Raw genomic sequence first — 22478 nt, forward strand, 5'->3', positions numbered from 1 at the left:
GTGATCGGGTGATTAATTGATCGGAGGGAGGATAAACGATTTCGGGTTGGATTAAAAAATCCGGCAGTTCGAATCTGCCGGATTTTTTTATATTAGAACATCGGTAACTGGTAAATGAATCCAACGGATACCCGTTGAGTATCGTAATTATTGTAACCTGCTGCGCGGTGTGTGAAGTTATAAGAACGTCCGGTAAAGTTAGCGAAGAAATGCAGATTGCTTTCCATCGGATAGTATTCCACACCTGCCAAATAACCGTAAGAAGTACGATATTTACCTTTTTCAATTCCGTCCGTAGCTTTGAATATGGAGGCCGTTTCGTACATTCCTTTGATGAAAACGTTCCATTTCGGTGCCACGCGGTAGTTGAATTTGGCTACCATCGACATGTATTTGGCATTGAAGGCCACGTGGTTGTCCAGGTTGTTTCTTCCGCCTAAAATGTCGGTCATGATTCCTTTACGATCCAAATCTTCGTCAGAATACATAAAGTCGAAATACATATTGAAATCACCCAAGGTTAATTCATTACCCAAAGCGTAATAATACATCTGTTTTTTTTCAGCTTCACTCATGATGGAGGCAGACCAACGGGTTTTGAAGGCTCCGTCGAAGAAATTACCGTTCCAGTTTAAGGTATACACGAGCGGGGCCCGGCCGTTACCGATACCTACTTCGTTGATATCACCGTAAGTCTCTTCTACTGAACCGTTTCTGCTGTCCAAAATCTGAAACTGGATTTGGTGGTTTTCGTTGGCCTGGAAGGCGATATTCAATCCGGTCATGAAGTTACTCATGTATTCGATCATATCGCAATACTCGTAGATCTCGATCGGATTGAGGTCAAATTCGATACCTCCGTAAACGGTACATTGCTTACCGGCAAAAAAAGAAAACTGATCGTTCAGTCTTACTCCGATTCCGGCAATGTCGATAGAGGTCGGCATATTATCGATATTCGTGCTTCCGTTACCGCTTCCCCGGTTCAGACGTTGTCTCCAGCGGTAAGATAACCACGGTGTAACATTGCCTTTGGCCTCGATACGCAATTGGTTCATTTTGAAAGCAGCCTGTTGAAGTCCGTTTACACCTTCGTAGTTAAAATTGGCGTTGAATGTTCCTTGCATGTTCAAATAAAGGTGGAACCAGTCTACTTTCTTTTCGATTTTGGAAACCCTTTCGAAAAGCGTTTTCTCGTTGGATGTACTTTGGGCAAAAAGTCCTTGTACGCAACCCATTACCAATACTAATAATACTATTTTTTTCATAAGATAGCGTTTTCTTTTGGTTTATACCCCGGCAACATTCTTTTTACGGCTTGTATGCCGGGGTGTTTATCTTTATAAAAGAATCAGATTAATATTCGTTGAAATATTCTTGGATCGTCTTCCAGTCGTTGGTTTTTGTTAAGGCGAGCATCAGTAAAATTCTTGATTTCTGAGGATTCAATTCCTGAGAAGCAATGAATTGGTATTGATTATCATCTACTTCGGCATCTAAGGTAGTAGGACCTGTCGGAACTCTGGTTGAGCGAACGACAAGTATACCTTTTTTACGTGCGTTAATCAATTCCGGGAATACATTCTTATGGATGTTGCCATTTCCTAAACCGGCATGAATAATTCCTTTATATCCGCTATTAGCCATCATTTTTACGACATCGCCTTCCATATTTGAATAACTGTAAACGATACCTACTTTCGGAAGAGAATTTAAGTTGGTTACATCGAAAATAGATTGCGTGGTGTGTTTTTTCAACGGACTTTGGTTATAGAAAACTTTTCCATTGTAGATGTATCCGAGGGGACCTGCATTAGGGGCCTGGAATGTTTGTACGTCAATGGTATTCATTTTCAGTACACTTTGAGCTCCCAAAATGATGCCGTTCATGGCTACCAATACGCCTTTGCCCATGGATTCTTTCGCACCGGCCACAACGACGGCATTGTAAAGATTCAACGGTCCGTCAGCACTTAATGCCGTGGAAGGACGCATGGCTCCGACCAATACTACCGGCTTATTGCTTTTTACGGTCAGGTTCAAGAAAAAGGCTGTCTCTTCCATCGTATCGGTCCCGTGAGTGATCACAATACCGTCGATATCTTTTCTGGCCAATAAAGTGTTAATGGTTTTGGCTAATTTTAACCACACGTCGTCTGTCATATCCTGAGAACCGATCTTTACGATTTGTTCACCGGTAACATTGGCAATTTTCTGAATTTCAGGAACGGCAGAAAGCAGGGTGCCAATGGCAACTTGACCGGCCGTGTAATTCGTTCCCGTACTGGAAGATCCTGTACCTGCGATCGTACCTCCCGTGGCAAGAATGTGGATGTTCGGTAATTTTTGTGCAAATACGGTTGCAACCGAGAATAGCGCTAAGGCTATCACCAAACTGATTCTTTTTAACATTTTCATGATTTCTCAATTTTAGTTAAACGATTAAGCTATGTTTATTAAAAAATTTGGACAAATAACAGGCCGAGTCCCACGGCGACAACCGTGGCGATAAGACCGGGCATCATAAATGAATGATTTAATATGTATTTTCCGATATGAGTTGTTCCCGTTCTGTCGAAGTTAATAGCTGCAACGACGGTCGGATAGTTAGGTATGAAGAAATAGCCGTTTACGGCCGGGAACATGGCGATTAACATATAAGGAGATATGCCTAAAGCGATTCCTAAGGGCATAAAGGCTCTTACCGTCGCGGCCTGGCTATAAAGCAAAATAGACATGGCGAAAAGGGCGATTCCGAATAACCAGGGCATTTGGGTAACGATTCCTTCAATGGAGCTTTTTAGTTCTGTCATATTTCCTTGCAGGAAAGTATCACCCATCCACGCGATACCGAAAATTGCGACAACGGCCTGCATGCCGGCGGAGAACACGGAACCCTGTGCGGCTTTTAAGCCGTTGGTTTTCGTTAACATGAGTATTAAAGCTGCTGCTGTCAACATTAGGATTTCGATGATTGAAGGCATATCGAGAATGACGGTTTCTCCGTCGATCAAATAGGAGGGACGGAAACTGTCGAAAGAGCCAAAGAGTACGATAAATACCGTAGCTATAATAAAGACGAATACGGATATGCTGGCGTTTCTTTTATTTTTTACATCCTGGGTTTGGTATTTTTTATTGGAAAATTCTCCGTCGGCCAATCGTTTTTGGTATTCCGGATCATCCACCAGCTCTTTTCCAACCCGCATGGAATAGATCGCTCCTGTCAATACTCCGATCAAGGTTGCGGGAATCGTGACTTTCAGAATATCGAACAGAGAAATGTCATATCCTGCCAATAATCCTAATAGTGCAACCGTCGCCGCGGATATAGGGCTGGCCGTGATAGCCTGTTGGGAGGCTATGACCGCAATTCCCAAAGGACGTTCGGGTCGGATCTTGGTTTCCGTGGCGACCTCTGCGATTACCGGCAGTACGGAATAAGCCACGTGACCTGTTCCGGCGATGAACGTAAAAATGTAAGTTACCAGGGGACTTAAAATGGTTACGTGGGCCGGATTTTTACGGAGTAATCTTTCGGCTACTTTTACCATAAGATCCAATCCTCCGGCAGCTTGCATACAGGCCGCCGCGGATATTACGGCCACAATCATCAACATTACATCGATGGGAGGGGCCGTCGGTTGTAAGCCGAAAACGAAAGTAAGAATTCCTAGTCCGATACCACCCATGACGCCAAGCCCGATACCTCCAAGGCGGGCTCCGACAATGATAGCTGTTAAAACGAATGCTAATTGTAAAATCATCTCATTTAAATTTTCTGTCATTAACCGATTATCGACACATAAGCGTGTATACTTATATTCTTAAAAAAGGTTTCGTTAATTATGTTATAGAATGATTAATATTTATAACGTTATATAATTTTTTTTTGCTTAACCGCATTTTGTCGATAATTTTGTATGGATAATACAAAAAATATACCACGATGGTGTGTTGTTGTTCACAAAATTTTAACATGATGCAAAATCTTTACTTTTTTAATTCGGATAACGAGATGGCAATTGCCAATGGACGAATTAGTTATACTCCTCCCGTGAAGATTATGAAGATGATGAACGATTTGGCATTTTTGCCAGCCTTTTTGGCAGATAAAGGAGATTTCGTCTTGTTAAACAGTCCTTTAGCGGATTGTTTTAAGAAAGAATGCGAGGTTTTTCCTGGGCTGGTCGAATCCGGAATTACCTGGGAAGAAGCGGATCGGATCTTTTTCGATGAATTGCGTCCTTGGGGGTGGAGTCCCAGAGTGCATTATGTATTAAAAAAGTTGAAATCTCAATGTAAAAAAGAGTTTACGGAGAGCGTCATGGGGGAATGGGGTCCGGGACGGGAGGAGTGGTATAGTCGCCGGAAAGTGATCGATTATTTTCACATTTTACGCTCTTATATGGATTTTTCGGATGAGCTTGTCCCGGTAGTATGCTATTCGGTAGAGGAGGTCAAAAGATTATCGGAGAAGGGGAGTATCGTTGTAAAATCGCCTTGGTCTTCTTCGGGAAGGGGAGTATTTATGCTTGAGAAAGGAAAGCTGACCTCTAAGACGATCGAATGGATGAATGGTATATTCCATAGGCAGAAATATGTAATGGTAGAAAAAATGTGGGATAAGGTATGGGATTTTGCCATGGAGTTTGAGATTGACGGCAATGGGATTTCCTCTTTTTTGGGATTGTCTGATTTTTACGTGGGGGGGGAAGGCGGATACAAGGGGAATTACGTGGGAAAACAGGAAAAAATCGAAGAGAAAATTACGCGTTATGTCGGAAAAAAAGATTTTCTGGTTTTGCGGGATACCGTAAATCTGGTTATAGAAAGGTTATACGGTAAAAATTATATCGGTTGTCTCGGGGTCGATATGATGATTTATCGGGACGAACGGGGTGAATATAGGATTCATCCTTGCGTGGAAATCAATTTAAGATACACGATGGGGATTGTGGCTCTCTCTCTTTTCAGGCATTATATGGCAGAAGAGAGTGAAGGGGTGTTTCAAGTGCAATGTTTTTCTCGCCAAGGTGAAGCTTATCGCTATTATTTAGAAACGAAAAGGGATTTTCCCTTGATTGTTGAAGAAGGGAGAATCGTGTCGGGTTGCCTCTCTTTGACACCGGTTCTTGAAGATACGATCTTTATCGCCAATCTGCTGGTCAATGGAAGATAAAATGTGATGTAATGTATTTATTATCAAATATTTGTATTGTGATGTTCCCCCACAAAAATATCTTGTATTCTGCTCGTTTATTTGGACAAAAATGTTTATATTTGCATGTTTAAGAAAGAGGTTGGTATTGTATACAGGAATAAAATAAAATATATAAATCAATGAGTGAAGAATTAGAGCAAGCAGCAGCAAAAGAGTATTCTGCGGATAGTATTCAGGTGTTGGAAGGATTGGAAGCCGTTCGAATGCGGCCTTCCATGTATATAGGGGATGTGAACACGAAGGGGTTACACCATTTGGTATATGAGGTCGTGGATAACTCCATTGATGAGGCATTAGCCGGTTATTGTAAAAATATAGAAGTCACGATAAACGAAGATAATTCGATCATGGTCGAGGATGACGGGCGGGGAATACCGACAGCGCAGCACCATAAAGAGAATCGTTCTGCCTTGGAGGTCGTTATGACCGTTTTGCATGCCGGGGGAAAATTCGACAAAGGTTCTTATAAAGTGTCCGGCGGTTTGCACGGGGTTGGCGTATCGTGTGTGAATGCCTTATCGGAGAAATTGGTGGCATTGGTATATCGCGAAGGAAAAATTTGGAAACAGGAGTATAGCAAAGGGGCTCCTTTAGGAGATGTAGAGGTCGTCGGAGAGACGGATCGTACCGGGACGACGATTTTATTTAAACCCGATGATACGATATTTTACGTAACCGAGTACAAATACGATATCTTGGCGGCTCGTTTACGGGAATTAGCCTATTTGAACAAAGGTATTCGTTTGTCGCTTACGGATAAGCGGATGATAGATCCCGATACGAATGAATATAAATCGGAGGTTTTCTATTCCGAAGAGGGACTGAAAGAATTTGTGGAATATTTGGACGCCAACCGGGAGAAGCTGATAGATGAAACCATTCATATCACTACGGAGAAAAACGGTATACCTATTGAAGTCGCGTTACATTATAACACGGAGTTTAAAGAGAACATATTTTCGTACGTGAATAATATCAATACCATGGAGGGGGGAACTCACTTGGCCGGTTTCCGTCGCGGGTTGACGCAGACTTTGAAAACCTACGCCGAAAATATGGGTATGTTGAATAAGTTAAAGTTTGAAATCAATGGCGACGACTTCAGAGAGGGATTGACGGCAATTATCTCCGTGAAGGTGGCAGAACCGCAATTCGAAGGCCAGACGAAGACCAAGTTAGGAAATACGGAGGTCGGAACAGCCGTTGCGCAAGCGGTTAGTACGGTGTTGGCCAACTATTTGGAAGAGCATCCGAAAGACGCCAGAGCTATTGTGGATAAAGTCATATTGGCGGCGACAGCCCGTCATGCGGCTCGTAAAGCCAGAGAATTGGTACAGCGTAAAACGGTGCTTTCCGGTTCCGGTCTTCCCGGTAAATTAGCTGATTGTTCCGATAATAACGCGGAGAATTGTGAGATATTTTTGGTCGAAGGAGATTCGGCGGGGGGTACGGCCAAACAAGGACGGGATCGTCGTTTTCAGGCTATATTGCCTTTGCGCGGAAAAATATTGAACGTTGAGAAAGCGATGGCCCACCGGGTATGGGAGAGTGAAGAAATTAAAATCATATTCCAGGCATTGGGAATCACGATAGGTACGGCCGAGGATAGCAAGGCGGAAAACCTTGAGAAGATACGTTATCATAAAATTATTATTATGGCCGATGCCGATGTCGATGGAGCGCATATTGCCACGTTGATCATGACTCTCTTTTTCCGTTATATGAGGTCGGTTATCGAGAACGGTTATCTTTATATCGCAACGCCTCCTCTTTATTCCGTGAAGAAGGGGAAGGAGCAGCGTTATTGCTGGACGGAAGAACAGAGACTGCAATTGATACAGGAGATGGGCGGTGGTAAAGAGAATAGCTTGCATATTCAACGTTACAAAGGTCTTGGAGAGATGACGGCGGAACAATTGTGGGATACGACCATGTCTCCGGACGGCAGGACGTTAAGACAGGTCACCATTGAAAATGCTGCCGAAGCGGATCGGATATTCTCCATGCTGATGGGAGATGATGTTCCGCCAAGACGGCAATTCATCGAACAAAACGCTACTTACGCGACGATTGACGCTTGATATAGCGAATAAAATAGTACTGCTTTTCAATGGTTCGGATGTTGTTAGGTTCGACGCTTGTTAAGCGGTATTTTTTTAGAAAATAAATTGAATGGTATGAATATTTGTGTTTTTTGTGCTTCTTCAGAACAAATCGACCCGACTTACGTTCGTGCAGCATCTCTGTTGGGGAAACAAATCGCTGCCCGGGGATGGAATTTGGTTTACGGAGGGACGACTTGCGGGTTGATGCGGGTGGTTGCCGAAGCTACGTTGAAAGGAGGGGGAAGGGTTACCGGGATTATACCTCGCTGTATTGTTGATCGGGGTGTTGCAGCCCGGGATATTTCCGAGTTAACGGTTGTTGATGATATGAAAGAGCGTAAAAGTTTGTTGAGAGAGCGGGCCGATGCTTTTATCGCATTGCCTGGAGGGTGGGGAACGCTGGAGGAGATCACGGAGGTGGTTACGTTGAAACAGTTAGGAGAGCATCATAAACCTATCGTATTCTTGAATACGAATGATTTCTATGAATATTTTTTTCTTTTTATCCATACCATCCAAAAAGAGGGATTTATTTCTTCCGGATACGACCGTATTTTTGAAGTTTTGTCTTCCGTGGAAGAGGCGATGGATTATATAGAAAACTATAAAATAGAAAACTTGCAATTTAAATATTAAAAAAAACTTGCTTTTTTTAAAAACAACTTATAAATTTACCGAAGTGCTTGTATAGCGTAAATTTACTATTGTAGTGATTACAAAAGTTTGGTTAGTTTAGTTTAGAATGTAAAGGGTGGTTTACCACCCTTTACTTTATTCCATAAGTCCACGTCCCATCTTTTGAATTTCGTTGTTTTCTTTCAATAGGGCTACAACTTTGTCTAATACCCCGTTAATGAAACCACTGCTTTTAGGAGAGCAATAGGATTTTGAAATCTCGATGTATTCGTCCAAGGTTACTTTTACCGGTATAGAAGAGAAATATTTCAATTCGGTAATGGCGGTGCTCATAATCAATTTATCCATATCAGAAATCCGGTCTATTTCCCAATTGTAAGCGAATTTATCGATGATTTCCGTGTTTGTATCCTTGTCTAAAATTGTTTTTCTGAAAAGTGTTTTAGCGAAATCGTAATCTTCTTCTTCGTTGTAGAGGGCGATGAAAAACAGATCCTCTTCTTTGAAATTCGATTTCATATTTTTGATTGTCTTGTATACAATACTCAGCACCAGGTCGAAATCGTCATTCCAGAAGATATTTTTTTCTTCCATCGTTTCAAAAAATTCTTCATCCTGAGCGATCAGATCGACGATAATATCCAATACCATTTTTTTATGATCTTCATAACTGATATCGGTCTTTTCCATATAGGTTTTGTAGCATTCCAATTCCGTCAGATGATTGTAAAGTTTGGTTATGATTTCAGGCGTATCGTTCAGGGAAATCAGATTGGCGTTGATATAGGTCTTGAATTTCCGGTTACCGGCGATTTGAGCTATAACCGGATTTTCAATAAATCGAGTATTGGGATTCAGATCTTCTCGCGTCGGTGCTTTTCGGTTTTTGGCCGCATCAATTTTTAAAAAAGCCTTACGTTGGATCTCTGTTATTAATAGAAAAATGTAATAGTATAAATCCGTACTTTTAGATATACTTTTAAACAGATCTTTTTCACCTTCGGCTATCGTGTTTCCCTCTTTTTTAGAGAAAGCGTAGAGAAGTTGCAATACTTTAATTCTAATTAATCTTCTACTCGTCATGTTGAAAGAACTATATTAAATCGGAGCGCAAAAGTACGAATTAAATTCAAAATTGAAAATCGAAAGTTCAAAATAATTGCTATTTTCGCAAAAACTAAAGTCATGAAGAATTTGTTATGATAAGTAGCATCACGATAAATAATTACGCGTTGATCGATCGCACGGAGATCAATATGGCGGGGGGATTCTCTGTAATTACCGGAGAGACGGGAGCCGGTAAATCGATATTGTTGGGGGCGATCGGTTTGACCCTGGGGCAACGTGCGGATTCTTCCGTTATCATGGATAAGAGTCGGAAATGTGTTATCGAGGTGACTTATCAGGTAAAGGGATATGCTCTTGAGAATTGGTTCGCCGAGAACGAGTTGGATTATGACGAGCAGGTAATCGTGCGCCGGGAGATTGCGGTTGACGGAAAATCCCGTGCCTTTATCAACGATACACCGGTAAACAACAAGATGTTGAAAGAGTTGGGCGATTTTTTGGTTGATATTCATTCGCAACATCAGTCTTTGCTTATCGGACAGCCCGAATATCAGTTAAACGTGCTGGACAGTTATTGCGGAAATCAGGAATTATTGGCTGCCTATCAAATCCGGTATAGGGAGCGTCAAAGATTGATTGCCGAATTGGCACGGTTAAAAGAGCGGGTTCTTGCCGCGGAGAAGGAAGAAGATTATTTGAAATTTCAATTCAATCAGTTGGATGCGGCCAATTTGAGAATGGGGGAGCAACGAGAGCTGGAGGAGGAGCAGAGGGTGTTGGCCAATGCCGAAAATATAAAAACCACTTTTTTGGAGTTAAGCTACCTGTTAACGGGTTCCGATACTCCGCTCGTGCAACAGTTGAAAGGTGTTAAAAATCATATATCGGCTTTGAGAAATGTCGTAAAAGAGGCTGCCGGATACGAGGAACGGTTGCAGTCGATCATTTTGGAACTTGAAGATATGGCTGACGAGTCGGAGAGATTGGGAGAGCGTATAGAATATACCCCGGACCGTGTTGAGAGTGTGGAGGGGCGTTTGAATGTAATATATGATTTATTACACAAACATAGGGTTGAGGGAGTGGAAGATTTAATTCGGATAAAAGAGGATATCGGTATTAGGTTGAAAGGTATAGTTTCCTTTTCTGAACAAATAGATATATTGCAAAAGAAGATAGAAGATCTGGAAAAAGAGATGGAGAAATTGGCCGGGAGGATTCACAAAAGCCGGGTGGAAGGAGAAGGTAAGATGAAAGAGGAGATGCGTGCCTTGTTGGTCGGTTTAGGAATTAAGCATGCCGTATTTTCGATCTCCATCAATCCTCTCGATCATTTCGTCGCGTCCGGAAAAGATGATGTGCAGTTCAAGTTTGCTGCAAATAAAAATCAAGAACCGGGAGAGTTGTCGAGAGTCGCATCGGGAGGAGAGATATCGAGACTCATGTTATCCTTGAAATATATACTTTGCAGGAACAGGCAATTACCGGTCATTATCTTTGATGAAATTGATACGGGAGTATCGGGAGAGATCGCTCATAGAATGGCTTCCATGATGAGGGAAATGTCTTGCCGGATGCAGGTTATCAGTATTTCCCATTTGCCTCAGATAGCGGCGGCCGGGACGAATCATTTCAAGGTATACAAGGAAGACGGGCAAGCTAACACGGTATCCCGCATCAAATGGCTTGATGAGGAGGAACGAATCAGGGAGATTGCCGGAATGATCAGTGGGCATGAGATCAGTAAAGCGGCGTTGGAAAATGCCCGTTTGCTTGTTCGAAGCTATTAGCATCCATCAAATGCCGATCGGCAGGAGATATTTTTATACTGCTTTTTACTAAAAAATGTTTTTTATCTCCTGCTTTCCGAAAAAGAGAACTACCTTTGTATAAGTTTTGACAAAGTAGAATTAAATTTTTAAGTATGAGTTACAATTTATTGAGAGGTAAAAAGGGGATTATTTTTGGTGTTCTGAATGATAAATCGATTGCTTGGAAAGTAGCGGAAAAGTGTTTGGAAGAGGGAGCTCAAATCGTTTTGACCAATACGGAATTATCCATTCGGATGGGTGAGGTGAAGGATTTTGCGGCTAAAAATAATATCCCGTTGATCCCGGCAGATGCTACGAATACGGAGGATTTGGAGAGGTTGTTTAAGGAAGCCATGGATCATTTGGGAGGGAGAATCGATTTTATCCTGCATTCGGTGGCTATGTCGCTGAATGTACGTAAAAAACGATCATACGATAATTTGGATTACGATTTTTTACAAAAAACATTGGATATTTCAGCCGTTTCGTTTCATAAGGTATTGCAAACGGCTAAAAAATTGGATGCTATCAACGAGTGGGGGTCTGTGGTCGCTCTTTCTTATGTAGCGGCACAGCGTACGATGTTCGAGTATAACGATATGGCAGACGCGAAAGCGATGTTGGAATCCATCGCCCGTAGTTTTGGATATATTTACGGAAGGGAAAAGCGAATCCGGGTAAATACGATATCCCAATCGCCGACTGTTACGACTGCCGGGAGCGGAATCAAAGGTTTCGATTCTTTGATTGATTTTGCAGAAAGGATGTCTCCTTTGGGGAACGCCACGGCGGATGAGTGTGCGGACTATTGTATTACGTTGTTTTCGGATTTGACGCGGAAAGTGACCATGCAGAATTTATATCATGATGGCGGATTTTCGAGTATGGGAATGAGTTATAGGGCTATGCACCAGTATAATAAAAGTTTCGATAACGAGTAATCAAGTTCCGGGAGATTCCAGGGGCTTGCTATTAAAATATTGTTATGTATTTATTTTTCGATACGGAAACGACGGGTTTGCCGAAGCGTTGGAACGCTCCCGTGACGGATGTGGACAATTGGCCGAGATTGGTTCAATTGGCGTGGGTTATGTGTGATGATAAAGGAGGGATCATAGAAAAACGGAATGATATCATTAAACCGGAAGGATTTACGATTCCGGAAGAGTCTTCGCGAATACACGGAATAACAACGGCTAAAGCGATGTCCGAAGGAGAGGATATAGAATCTGTTTTGACTTTATTTTCCGACAGGATGGATGAAGCTTATGCTCTTGTCGCTCATAATATTAGTTTTGACGAATGCATTGTGGGTGCGGAATTTGAACGGAACAGAATGATGACCTCCTTATTTTTGAAGCCTAAATATTGTACGATGAAGCTTTCCAAGGCATACTGCCAATTGCCCGGCAAGCAGGGCTTCAAATCTCCGAAGTTATCCGAATTGCATCAGATTTTGTTTGGCGCGGGATTTGACGATGCTCACAATGCGTTGGCGGATGTCGAGGCTACCGTTCGCTGTTTCTGGAAATTAAAAGAATTGAAAGTAATTCAATGATTCGGAGGTCCTGTGATTGGGAGAGTCGTTACCGGTTGTTTTTAGGGTCGGACTGTGTAGCGTCGGCTAAAAATCCGGCCGTACATTTTGACAATACGAGTTTTGAGTTTAAAATAATTACTATCTTTGAATCAATAAAAATGGAGATAGCTCGGCGAATGATGTTGTAACAGGAAACAAATGCTTGTTCGATAATTTTGTATATGGATATTATTGTTGGACAATCTTTTGTAAATCAAAAAAGTATGGCTAAAAGATCGGAATATAATTATAAATCATTGCAATCGGATTACGGAAAGATGCCTCCTCAGGCAATTGATCTGGAAGAAGCGATTTTGGGTTCATTGATGTTGGAGAAGGATGCTTTCATTATGGTGAGCGATTTTTTGAAGCCGGATTGTTTTTACAAAGAGTCTCACCAGAAGATATATCAAGCTATTCAGAATTTATCTATTAATAACGAACCTGTCGATTTACTTACGGTTAGCGAAGAGTTGAAACGCCTCGGACTTCTGGAGGAGGTGGGGGGACCTTACTATTTGTCTCAATTGACTTCCCGGGTCGCCTCAGCCGCACATATCGAGTTTCACGCTCGTATTATCGTGCAGAAATACATTCAGCGGGAGTTGATACGGGTATGTACGGATATTCAAAATCGGGCTTACGATGATGCCACGGATGTAGCCGATTTGGTGGATATGGCCCAAAAGACCGTTTTTGAGATAGCCGAAGGTAATATAAAGAAGGAGACGACGGCAATTAATGCCATTATCGACGAAGCGCTCAAGGGAATCGAGTTGGCCGGGAAACGTCCTGACGGTTTAAGCGGAATTCCTTCCGGTTTTACCGCTCTCGATGAAATCACTTCCGGCTGGCAGCCTTCGGATCTCGTGATTATAGCAGCCCGTCCATCCATGGGTAAGACGGCATTTGTTTTATCTATGGCTCGAAACATGGCTGTTATGCATAAGCAGCCCATCGCTTTGTTCTCGTTGGAGATGTCTTCGGTGCAATTAGTGAACCGTTTGATTGCCAGCGAGACGGAATTAGGATCTGAAAAAATACGAAACGGACGATTGACGGATGACGAATGGCAGCAACTTCATGCCAAGATAAGAGCGTTGATGAATGCTCCGATTTACGTGGACGACACGCCTGCGCTCTCCATATTTGAATTGAGGGCCAAATGCCGGCGTTTGCAACAGCGATACGGTATAAAGGTTTTGATTATCGATTATTTGCAGTTAATGACTGCGGGAGCCGATATGCGAGGTAACCGGGAACAGGAGGTGAGTATGATTTCCCGCCAGTTGAAAATTATAGCCAAGGAGTTGAATATTCCGGTCATAGCGTTGTCTCAGTTGAACCGGGGGGTAGAACAACGTACGGGAGAGTCTAAAAAACCCATGTTATCGGATTTGCGCGAATCCGGAGCCATTGAACAGGATGCGGATATGGTACTTTTCATTCATCGTCCGGAAAGATACGGAATCTTGGAGGACAGTATGGGAAACAGTTTAAAGGGGATAGCGGATATCATTATTGCCAAGCATCGTAACGGAGCCGTAGGAGAGGTGCAATTACGCTTCAGGAACGAGCTGGCTCAGTTTTGTGATTTGGAAAGAACTTCGCCTTTTGCTTTTGAGAATACGGATGTCGTGACGAGAACATTCAGTTCCAAAATGAACGAGGACACCTTACCGGTAGAGCCCCTGAATACGGATTTTAAAGAAGGAGGCGCAAGTTTTGAACGTGCTGTCAACACGAACGACGCACCTTTTTAATCGGAATAAGTAAATCATGAAGGCAAAATTACTGTTTCTACTGAAATATTATCTGTTATGGATCGTATTTGCCCTGGTGGCGAAGGTGTTGTTTTTATTGTATCAATATCAGGAGACCGTTTCGTTGACTCTGCATGACTATTTCATGATTTTTATCGGAGGATTCCGAATGGATCTTTCTTATGGCGGATACGTCATGATGTTGGCTTGTGTCGTTATGGCTGTCGGAATATTTTTGCCGTTGAAAATATTGAAAGTCGTATATGCCGTATTGACAATTTTATTGCTGACGGTGAGTAGCTTGATCGTATGCGGAGATTTGGAACTTTTTAAAAATTGGGGATACCATATGGACTCCACGCCTTTGACTTATTTGAAAACACCGGGAGATGCAATGGCTTCGACTCCGGTGTGGCTTATTGCGGTTTTAGTCCTGTTGTGCGTTCTTTTGGTTGCGGGTTTTTATTATTTATATCGCGGATGGATTTCGACGGGTTTGAAACAAGGAAAAGATAAGTGGTGGCATAGTATTGTGTATATATTATTGGGGGGGATTATGATCATTCCCGTAAGGGGTGGGTTTAATGTTGCCCCGATGAATGTCAGTTTCGTGTTTTTTAACAATAAAAACATGTATGCCAATCAAGCCGCGGTAAATCCGGTTTGGAATTTTCTCTATGAGGTGATGCATGTGGGGAAATTAAAAGATTCTTATAATTTCATGCCATTAGAGAGAGCCCAACAATTGGTGGATAGTATTTATACGGAGCGGGGAAATTTCCCGAAGGTGTTGAAGACAGATCGTCCCAATATAGTTGTATTTTTATTGGAAACATTCACTTCTCAGGCCTTGGAGGCTATGCCTAATCTAAAGGCCGTTGCCAGGGAAGGAATTTTCTTTTCTCGCGTTTACGCTACCGGAAACCGTTCGGATCGAGGTATTCAAGGAGTTATCGGTGGTTTTCCTTCCTATCCGAAGGTATCCATGTTGAAGTATCCGAATAAAACATACGGTCATCCACGTTTTCCGGTCGATTTCGAGAAGGAGGGATATGCTACCCGTTTTTATTATGCCGGGGATTTGAATTTCGGCGGTTTCCGTTCTTATATTACCATGAGTTTTCAGGAGAGCGTAACCGAAGATGATTTTTCAGGAGAAGCTATTGAAAATCGTTTTAAATGGGGAGTACACGACGGTTACCTGTTGGATCGTTTGTATGAAGACCTGTTGAAAGCCCCGACACCTTATCTCTATATGGCGTTTACCATGAGTAGCCATGAACCCTTTGTCGTCCCGATGGAGACGAAGTTTCCGGGAGAAGATAACGGTTCCAAATTAAAGAATGCGATAGCATACACCGATGCGTGTCTGGGAAAATTCTTTCAAAAGTGCAAGAAGGCCGGAATATGGGACAATACGCTTTTTGTATTGATTGCAGATCATGGAACGCGACACATCGGTCCTTTGCAACCGTTTGTTCCTGAAGCTTATGAAATTCCGATGGTCTTTACGGGGGGAGTCATGTCGGTGAGGGATTCGGTCGTCTCCACTATCGGCTCGCAGACCGATATGGTGGCGACCTTGTATGCCCAATTGGGGATGGACGCTTCTGCTTTTAAATATAGTAAGAATCTATTGAATCCTTCCGTGATACCCTTTGCTTTTTACGCTTATCCCAATGCGATAGCCGTAGTTAACGGCGATGGAGCCTATATTTACGAGTTGGGAACCAAACGGAATCTGGGTAATAACGTGAATCCTGAAGCCGGAGAATTGGTTAAAGCTTATCTTCAGGTATTGGATCGTGATTTTAAAAGTAAATAATTTGATCGTTTTTCAAGTACTTTATAGACAACATGGTTAAGTCATCTGCTTCGTCCATGTCCCCGATATAATTAATCAGATCTGCCAAAATTTCGTCGATCAGCTCTTCCGGGGTTCTGGTTTGAAGGGTTTTGACGAATTGCAATAATCTTTCTTTGCCGTAAAACGCCCGGGCTTCGTTTTGTGCTTCGCTGATTCCGTCCGTGTAGATGAGGAGGGTATCGCCCGGGTAGAGTTGGAGATGCGTGTCTTTATAAACATTCTTCATAATCCCGATAGGAATATCCAAAGCCTCTTCCAGAAACATGCTATTCTCTCTTTGTTCCCTTTGGACGATAGGGTAAGGATGTCCCGCATTCGTGTAATTCAACAGGCCGGTTTTTAAATTTAAAATACCCACGAACATCGTTATGAACATGTCTTCGTTCAAATTGCTGCATAAATAATCATTGAGCGTGTTGCATATGCTGGCTGAAGATTGTTTCGAAGTTGCCATATAGTTGAATAACGTGCAGACAGAGGCCATATAGAGTGCGGCCGGGACTCCTTTACCCCGTACGTCTCCTACCGTGAAGTAGAGCAGGTCGTTTTTGACGAGGTAACTGTACATATCTCCTCCTACCGCTTTTGATTGTTCCAGCACGGAATAGAGGGAGATGTGTTCTTTGTCCAATTTATTCGAAGTAGGTAAAAATTGTTCCTGAATGTTTTGCGCAACCCGGATTTCGCTTTCGAACTTTTCTTTCTCCATCGTTGTCTTTTTCAGGTTTTTGATGGATTCGATAATTCGGTGCTGCATATACATAAATGAATTCCGCAGTTCCCGCAGCTCGTCGTTATCGTTTGTTTCCGGTATGGGAACATTGAAATTACCGTCTGCAATCGTACGGGTGACGGTAGCGAATTGCCGTAACGGTTTAAACACTTGCCTGATAATGCGGATAATGATCCAAAAGAGCAGGAGCAGGCAAATGAAACATCCGATTAGAATCAGGTCACTAATGTTGGATATGGAGTTATATACTTCATTGAACGGGCAAAGCGTTACCAACGACCAATTGGTATGGGGCAAACGTTTAAAATGAATGAAAAAGTTCTTTCCTTCTACAGTAAGTTTATCGGTACCGTCTTCTCCTTTAACGATGCGGTTGATAATCTTATCGTAATCGATATTTTTGGCTTTGGCGTATTGCCAGATGTTGGCATATCGTTTTATCTCTTGATTGGGATGAGAAAGAATGATTCCTTCCTGATTTAACAGGTAACAATATCCCGTTTGATATAATTTCAGATCTCGAACAAATTTGGTGAATTCTTTGATGGGGACGTCTAAACGGAGGTAGCCGATAAAGGTTTGGGCTGCATTGTAAATCGGTTCGTAACGAGAGAATATACGCTGTTTTACGAACAGCGTATCGGAATAATGGCGGCTCCAATAAGATCCTTTTTTCTGCAAGGTTTGAGCGTGGAGTCTTTCATCGGAAAAATGCTTTTCGGAATGATTGAGTTTCTTGACAAGAATTCGGTTGTTGTTTTGATAAACATAGATATCGTAGTCTCTGTATTCCGGGGCGAACTCCATCGCTAATCCGCATAATTCGGGTGTATTTTTCAACACTTGAACGTAAAGAGAGGTATCTTCGGAGATCAATAAGTTTTTCATGGGTTCTAACTTGAACATGGAGTTGACCCGCTCAATGTTTTTACCTTGTTCCGAGATTCTTTCGGATACCTTTTCCGTTATCATCCCGGCGTAGGTGACTACCGTCTTGTATTGCGAGATTTTAGGAATCACGTACAGCATGATAAAGATTATCACGTAGATGGCAGCACAGACTGAAATAATGTATATGGTCAGTTTCGTACTAAACGACTTCTTCTTGTTTACTTTCATTGTTTGCAATCATTTGTTAATTCTATTAACGTGATCTCCGGACGTTGCCCTATGCGTCCCGGAAATCCCAAGTAACCTGCACCTCGGGATACATAGAGTTGATGCCGATCGTGTTTGTAAAGACCGTTGTATTCCGGATAGATGTATTGAGAGGGACTCCATCGGAATCGACCTATTTGGATTCCCATTTGCATCGCGTGCGTGTGCCCCGCCAAAGTTAAAGCCACGGGATGGTAAATTACTTCCTGGCGCCAATGGGAAGGATCGTGAGAAAGGAGAATCACCACGTGGCCTTCTGTTCCTCGCAGCGCTTCGGGGAGTTTTCCATATTGAGGGAAAGGAGGTAATCCCCAGTTTTCGACTCCCGACAAATAAATCGTGTCCGTTTGAATAATGAGCGGTATATTCGTGTTATTCAACATATGAAAGCCCATATCTCGCATATTCTTAAAGAATTGGACGAGGTTCTCCTTGCGGTCCTCTTCCGTTTTCCAACGCGTATAGTGACCGTAATCGTGATTTCCCGTTATCGCGTATTTTCCATGGCGGGAAGTTAATAATTTTAACGTATCTTGCCAAGGAGTCATTTCGGAAGCGAAATTATTCACCATATCTCCGGTAAAAACAATTAAATCCGGTTGGAGAGCGTTTACTTTTTGGACGAGTTCAGATATACCGACGTACCCTTTCCGGTAGCTCCCCAGATGAAGATCCGTTAATTGCACGATGCGAAAATGGTCGAAGGTATCCGGTAACTCTTTTATGCATACCTCCTGTTTGACCACTTTATAATCGTATCTTCCCCACGTTATTCCATAGAAAATAACGAAGAAAACCAAGACACTCAATCCGAAAGCGAAATAGTGGATTATGCCTGATAACAGTTTCAGTCGTCTGACCATTAAGGCGATACCATTCAATACGATATAGATTGTTTTTGGAACATAACATAAGAATAAAACAGCGATCCCTTTTCCAAACCAAAAATAGGCTTCCGGGGATTTTATCCGGGGAATAATAAAATGATAACTTAACAACCCGATGATAAATAGCAACGAGTGTATCGCGTATAGAATTTTTCCCGTTTTACTTTTCAGGTAACGTTTTATTTCGAGGTAGAGAAAAAGATCGTTTAGCCATATATAGCCTAATCCTACTAATAGTATAATCGTTCCGGTTTTCATTTTATATCAATTAAAAAATCAATGAACCAAAAAATTCCGATCGGTGAAAATCAGGTTGTTCGGTATGAATAGGTCGCCAGGATAAAAAATGGGGGAAAGGCAATTTATTGCCGCATTTGTAGATATTGGCTTTTACGATCGTACCTTCTTGCGGTGTGAAATTCGTCTTGAATAAAGCGGTAAAAGGGATTTCGGCCGTCAGTTCCCAACAAAAAGAGTCTTTTTTACCTCCTCCGCGGGAAACGGATAGTTGTATCTCCCTACGAACTGAATTTGTAATGACGGAATCCGCCAGAATCCGGTCGTTCCGTCCCGTGCCGTAGCCTATTAACAATGCACCTATGGCATTGAATTCGAAATTGTAATAAAAAGGCGAGAAGGGTAGGGGCTGTAAGAAAAATTCGACGCAAGAGTCTTCCCATATGTTTCCGTTATCGCTTACTTCTTGGGCTCTGAAGGCGGTTTCCTCCACCTGAAATTTCAGGAATAGAGCTTGTTCGTTGTAAGCTATTTTGCATCGTACGCGAGGAATACTCTGGCATGAATTTTTCCAGTTTACCTGATCGACAGGAAGAAAAGTACATTTTTCATCCATTGAACTACCTATTCGATCAAGCGAATAAGTAGTTTCAGACAGGTGTGGAATTTTTTCGAGGTGTATCGGATCCATCGCCTTTGGTAGTGTCGTAAAATATAGTGGGAGAGGATTTGGTTCTCCCACTTTCGTTTTATTATTTTATTAGAACAGACCGGTAATCTTCCCGTTGTTGTCGATATCGATTTTTTCAGCAGCAGGGATATCGGGCAGACCGGGCATTCTCATGATACTTCCTGTAATCGGAATGATAAATCCGGCTCCGGAGGCGATTTCGATTTGTCGCACGGTGACCACGAAATCTTTCGGACGACCTAATAATTTCGGATTATCGGATAATGATTTTTGAGTTTTCGCGATACAAACCGGCAGTTTGTCTAATCCCAAATCCATTACCTTTTTCAAGTCGTTTTTAGCCTCGCTCGTGTAATCGATAGCAGCAGCCCCGTAAAGTTCTTTCGCTACCGTTTCGATTTTCTTTTCGACGCTCCATTCCCATTCGTAAAGGGGTTTTAAGGTACAGCTGCATTGTTCGGCCACTTTAGCAACAAGTTTAGCCAGGTTTTCAGCTCCTGCGCCTCCTTTTGCCCAAACTTCCGCCACCTCCATGGGAACTTCCAGTTCATTACATTTCTGGGCCAAATAAGCGATCTCTTCCTCCGTATCGGATTCGAATTTATTGATTGCCACGACCGGACAAATGTTGAACTTTTTCATGTTTTCAACCTGTTTCTCGAGATTACCTATCCCTTTCTTCAATGCTTCCACGTTAGGTTCTTTCAACTGGTCTATTTTAACACCTCCGTGGTACTTCAATGCTCTTACGGTAGCGACCAAGACCACGGCGCTCGGTTCCAGACCGGCTTTAACGCATTTGATGTCAAAGAATTTTTCCGCACCTAAATCAAACCCGAATCCGGCTTCCGTTACCACGTAATCGGAAAGTGTCAGTCCCATGCGTGTTGCGATGATCGAGTTGGTACCCTGCGCTATGTTGGCAAAAGGTCCTCCGTGAATAATGGCGGGATTGCCTTCCATCGTTTGGACGAGGTTGGGTTTTATCGCGTCTTTCAATAAGGCTGCCATTGCTCCGTTAGCCTGAAGATCGCGGGCGTATATGGGCTTTTTGTCAAACGTATATCCGATAAATATATTACCTAACCGATTCTTCAAATCTTCAAAGTCATCCGAGAGGCATAGTATAGCCATTACCTCGGATGCGGCCGTGATATCGAAACCGGTCTCCCGCGGAATACCGGCAGTCGTTCCGCCTAACCCCACGATGATGTGACGCAGGGAACGATCGTTCATGTCCATCACTCTTTTCCAAGTAACCGTTCGCGGATCGATGTTTAAGGAGTGTGTCTTACTCTGTATGTTGTTGTCAATCAAAGCTGCCAATAGGTTGTGCGCTTTCTCGATGGCAGCAAAATCACCTGTGAAATGCAGATTGATATCTTCCATCGGTACTACTTGCGAGTATCCTCCTCCCGTGGCACCGCCTTTGATACCGAATACCGGTCCTAAAGAGGGTTCGCGTAAAACGACGGTCGTTTTTTTACCGATGCGGTTCAATCCTTCGGTTAGCCCGATGGATATGGTCGTCTTTCCTTCTCCCGCCGGGGTAGGGGAAATTGCCGATACCAAAACTAATTTCTTATCCTTTATTTTATCAAAGTCTATAAGACTTAACGGTAATTTCGCCTTGTATTTGCCGTACGGTTCGAGTAAATCTCTTTCGATACCTAATTTATCTGCAATTTCGTAAATAGGTTTTAGAGCTACCGAATTAGCAATTTCGATATCTGTTTTCATGTGTTATATAATTTAATATTCCTATTTCAGTATGAATTCAGTAGATCCGATCTGTTGATTATCACTAAAAAGATCTGCAATGTATTTTCCTTTTACCAGACTTCCGTCGTTCGGCCAGTAGATGGAAATTTCCAAACGTTCGCCCTCGTATTCTATTTCCCGTTTGGCCGAGTAGGTGAGGCTTGTATTCTGATACTTGAAGAATGACTTTTCTGAGGCCGCGATTACTTTTCCGTCAGGACGCGTCAGTCGCAAATAGATAAGTCTCGGTCCTCTTTTAGCCGTGATGTTTTTCGCGATGACAAAATCGGTCTTTAATTGAGAGCATTTCTTTACCGATGTCTCTTTGCCTCTCTTGTTAATGGGATAAATGTTTATATTTTCTGCGGAGAGGGTACTTGCTTTCTCCAGAGTTTCGGCCATTAATTCTGTTTTTTTCTCTAATTTCTGGCTCTTCTCCCTTACCCAGTTCATCTGTTTTTTTACCTCCGTATTTTCTGCCAGTAATTTCTTGTTCAATTGATTTAAGGAGTCAATTTGAACCACGTAACTTCTGAGGACACCCTTCAACGTGTTTATTTCCCGTTTGTACCGATTGATTTCAGCGTATGAATTATTCTTAAACTCCTTCATCCTTTCCAGTAGATGGGTGATCTTTTCCTGTTCATGGGTCAGTTTGGCGTTTAATGTATCGTTATCCGTTTTTAAATTATCGTAATTATGACTTAAATCCGTCAATTCTTGTTCCAACGCTTCTTTCTCCGACGTGATTGCAAGCATATTCGCTTTATTTTCACTTCTTTCTATCAAAAAAAATATAAAAAGTACAATAAGTACAAGGGATAAAGCTCCAATAATAACCAATAAGGTTTTGTCTTTCTTATCCTTGATTAATTTCTTCTCTTCCATAGTTTTTTTACGTTTGGTTTCCTCCGTTTTCTGTTTTTTTTATTCTGCAAGCAAAGATAAAGATAATAAA

General features: G+C 42.3%; 17 protein-coding genes. 8 read left to right on the forward strand and 9 right to left on the reverse strand.

The window, feature by feature from the left end; genetic code table 11:
- Positions 1-92: 92 nt before the first annotated feature.
- The 3 genes from DMB45_RS02210 to DMB45_RS02220 form a co-directional block, all read right to left on the reverse strand.
- On the reverse strand, positions 93-1268 hold the full coding sequence (locus tag DMB45_RS02210; RefSeq protein WP_041503692.1) for a porin: 1176 nt from the start codon (positions 1266-1268) through the stop codon (positions 93-95).
- 88 nt (positions 1269-1356) lie between these two features.
- Positions 1357-2418 (reverse strand): L-asparaginase 2, encoded by a 1062-nt coding sequence (gene ansB, locus DMB45_RS02215; RefSeq protein WP_041503691.1) that lies wholly within the window; start codon positions 2416-2418, stop codon positions 1357-1359.
- 38 nt (positions 2419-2456) lie between these two features.
- The gene (locus tag DMB45_RS02220; RefSeq protein WP_041504044.1) at positions 2457-3767 is read right to left on the reverse strand and encodes an anaerobic C4-dicarboxylate transporter family protein; all 1311 of its coding nucleotides are present in this window, start codon (positions 3765-3767) and stop codon (positions 2457-2459) included.
- A 212-nt stretch (positions 3768-3979) separates the two neighbouring features.
- On the opposite strand from DMB45_RS02220, the gene DMB45_RS02225 reads away from it, so the two are divergent.
- The 3 genes from DMB45_RS02225 (at position 3980) to DMB45_RS02235 (ending at position 7965) form a co-directional block, all read left to right on the forward strand.
- The gene (locus DMB45_RS02225) at positions 3980-5182 is read left to right on the forward strand and encodes an ATP-grasp domain-containing protein (RefSeq protein WP_110688391.1); all 1203 of its coding nucleotides are present in this window, start codon (positions 3980-3982) and stop codon (positions 5180-5182) included.
- Positions 5183-5343: 161 nt separating this feature from the next.
- Positions 5344-7305 (forward strand): DNA topoisomerase (ATP-hydrolyzing) subunit B, encoded by a 1962-nt coding sequence (gene gyrB, locus DMB45_RS02230; protein WP_041503689.1) that lies wholly within the window; start codon positions 5344-5346, stop codon positions 7303-7305.
- 96 nt (positions 7306-7401) lie between these two features.
- Positions 7402-7965, forward strand: coding sequence for an LOG family protein (locus DMB45_RS02235; RefSeq protein WP_041503688.1), 564 nt, complete (start codon positions 7402-7404; stop codon positions 7963-7965).
- Between the two features lie 135 nt (positions 7966-8100).
- Here DMB45_RS02235 and nusB read toward each other — a convergent pair whose 3' ends face one another.
- Positions 8101-9048, reverse strand: coding sequence for a transcription antitermination factor NusB (gene nusB, locus DMB45_RS02240; protein WP_110688392.1), 948 nt, complete (start codon positions 9046-9048; stop codon positions 8101-8103).
- A 116-nt stretch (positions 9049-9164) separates the two neighbouring features.
- Here nusB and recN point away from each other — a divergent pair, with 116 nt between their 5' ends.
- The 5 genes from recN to DMB45_RS02265 all read left to right on the forward strand — a co-directional run bounded on the left by recN (position 9165) and on the right by DMB45_RS02265 (position 16011).
- Positions 9165-10823 carry a DNA repair protein RecN gene (gene recN, locus DMB45_RS02245; protein ID WP_041503686.1) on the forward strand — a complete coding sequence of 553 codons (1659 nt, stop codon included), beginning with the start codon at positions 9165-9167 and terminating at the stop codon, positions 10821-10823.
- Positions 10824-10957: 134 nt separating this feature from the next.
- The gene (locus DMB45_RS02250) at positions 10958-11785 is read left to right on the forward strand and encodes an enoyl-ACP reductase FabI (protein WP_041503685.1); all 828 of its coding nucleotides are present in this window, start codon (positions 10958-10960) and stop codon (positions 11783-11785) included.
- A 44-nt stretch (positions 11786-11829) separates the two neighbouring features.
- Positions 11830-12402, forward strand: coding sequence for a 3'-5' exonuclease (locus tag DMB45_RS02255; protein ID WP_041503684.1), 573 nt, complete (start codon positions 11830-11832; stop codon positions 12400-12402).
- A 245-nt stretch (positions 12403-12647) separates the two neighbouring features.
- Complete coding sequence (dnaB, locus tag DMB45_RS02260) at positions 12648-14186, forward strand: replicative DNA helicase (protein WP_041504043.1); 1539 nt, start codon at positions 12648-12650, stop codon at positions 14184-14186.
- Positions 14187-14202: 16 nt separating this feature from the next.
- A complete protein-coding gene (locus tag DMB45_RS02265; protein ID WP_041503683.1) occupies positions 14203-16011 on the forward strand; it encodes an LTA synthase family protein in 1809 nt (602 codons plus the stop codon).
- Here DMB45_RS02265 and DMB45_RS02270 read toward each other — a convergent pair.
- From DMB45_RS02270 to DMB45_RS02290, 5 genes are all read right to left on the reverse strand, one after another.
- A complete protein-coding gene (locus tag DMB45_RS02270; protein ID WP_041503682.1) occupies positions 15998-17905 on the reverse strand; it encodes a SpoIIE family protein phosphatase in 1908 nt (635 codons plus the stop codon). The genes DMB45_RS02265 and DMB45_RS02270 overlap by 14 nt on opposite strands.
- Positions 17902-19089, reverse strand: coding sequence for a metallophosphoesterase (locus DMB45_RS02275; protein ID WP_041503681.1), 1188 nt, complete (start codon positions 19087-19089; stop codon positions 17902-17904). Before DMB45_RS02275 ends, DMB45_RS02270 begins: the two co-directional genes overlap by 4 nt.
- Positions 19090-19099: 10 nt before the next feature.
- Positions 19100-19684, reverse strand: coding sequence for a carbohydrate-binding family 9-like protein (locus tag DMB45_RS02280; RefSeq protein WP_052634662.1), 585 nt, complete (start codon positions 19682-19684; stop codon positions 19100-19102).
- 144 nt (positions 19685-19828) lie between these two features.
- Positions 19829-21499 carry a formate--tetrahydrofolate ligase gene (locus tag DMB45_RS02285; RefSeq protein WP_041503680.1) on the reverse strand — a complete coding sequence of 557 codons (1671 nt, stop codon included), beginning with the start codon at positions 21497-21499 and terminating at the stop codon, positions 19829-19831.
- A 21-nt stretch (positions 21500-21520) separates the two neighbouring features.
- Positions 21521-22408, reverse strand: coding sequence for a hypothetical protein (locus DMB45_RS02290; RefSeq protein WP_041503679.1), 888 nt, complete (start codon positions 22406-22408; stop codon positions 21521-21523).
- Between the last annotated feature and the right edge of the window lie 70 nt (positions 22409-22478).

It is taken from the genome of Sanguibacteroides justesenii, assembly GCF_003204205.1.
Lineage (GTDB): Bacteria > Bacteroidota > Bacteroidia > Bacteroidales > Marinifilaceae > Gabonibacter > Gabonibacter massiliensis.

What these genes read in the sequence shown, in the direction of transcription:
- DMB45_RS02210 (WP_041503692.1), bottom strand. Translation starts at nt 1,268, where the DNA reads ATGAAAAAAATAGTATTATTAGTATTGGTAATGGGTTGCGTACAAGGA.
- ansB (WP_041503691.1), bottom strand. Translation starts at nt 2,418, where the DNA reads ATGAAAATGTTAAAAAGAATCAGTTTGGTGATAGCCTTAGCGCTATTC.
- DMB45_RS02220 (WP_041504044.1), bottom strand. Translation starts at nt 3,767, where the DNA reads ATGATTTTACAATTAGCATTCGTTTTAACAGCTATCATTGTCGGAGCC.
- DMB45_RS02225 (WP_110688391.1), top strand. Translation starts at nt 3,980, where the DNA reads ATGATGCAAAATCTTTACTTTTTTAATTCGGATAACGAGATGGCAATT.
- gyrB (WP_041503689.1), top strand. Translation starts at nt 5,344, where the DNA reads ATGAGTGAAGAATTAGAGCAAGCAGCAGCAAAAGAGTATTCTGCGGAT.
- DMB45_RS02235 (WP_041503688.1), top strand. Translation starts at nt 7,402, where the DNA reads ATGAATATTTGTGTTTTTTGTGCTTCTTCAGAACAAATCGACCCGACT.
- nusB (WP_110688392.1), bottom strand. Translation starts at nt 9,048, where the DNA reads ATGACGAGTAGAAGATTAATTAGAATTAAAGTATTGCAACTTCTCTAC.
- recN (WP_041503686.1), top strand. Translation starts at nt 9,165, where the DNA reads ATGATAAGTAGCATCACGATAAATAATTACGCGTTGATCGATCGCACG.
- DMB45_RS02250 (WP_041503685.1), top strand. Translation starts at nt 10,958, where the DNA reads ATGAGTTACAATTTATTGAGAGGTAAAAAGGGGATTATTTTTGGTGTT.
- DMB45_RS02255 (WP_041503684.1), top strand. Translation starts at nt 11,830, where the DNA reads ATGTATTTATTTTTCGATACGGAAACGACGGGTTTGCCGAAGCGTTGG.
- dnaB (WP_041504043.1), top strand. Translation starts at nt 12,648, where the DNA reads ATGGCTAAAAGATCGGAATATAATTATAAATCATTGCAATCGGATTAC.
- DMB45_RS02265 (WP_041503683.1), top strand. Translation starts at nt 14,203, where the DNA reads ATGAAGGCAAAATTACTGTTTCTACTGAAATATTATCTGTTATGGATC.
- DMB45_RS02270 (WP_041503682.1), bottom strand. Translation starts at nt 17,905, where the DNA reads ATGAAAGTAAACAAGAAGAAGTCGTTTAGTACGAAACTGACCATATAC.
- DMB45_RS02275 (WP_041503681.1), bottom strand. Translation starts at nt 19,089, where the DNA reads ATGAAAACCGGAACGATTATACTATTAGTAGGATTAGGCTATATATGG.
- DMB45_RS02280 (WP_052634662.1), bottom strand. Translation starts at nt 19,684, where the DNA reads ATGGATGAAAAATGTACTTTTCTTCCTGTCGATCAGGTAAACTGGAAA.
- DMB45_RS02285 (WP_041503680.1), bottom strand. Translation starts at nt 21,499, where the DNA reads ATGAAAACAGATATCGAAATTGCTAATTCGGTAGCTCTAAAACCTATT.
- DMB45_RS02290 (WP_041503679.1), bottom strand. Translation starts at nt 22,408, where the DNA reads ATGGAAGAGAAGAAATTAATCAAGGATAAGAAAGACAAAACCTTATTG.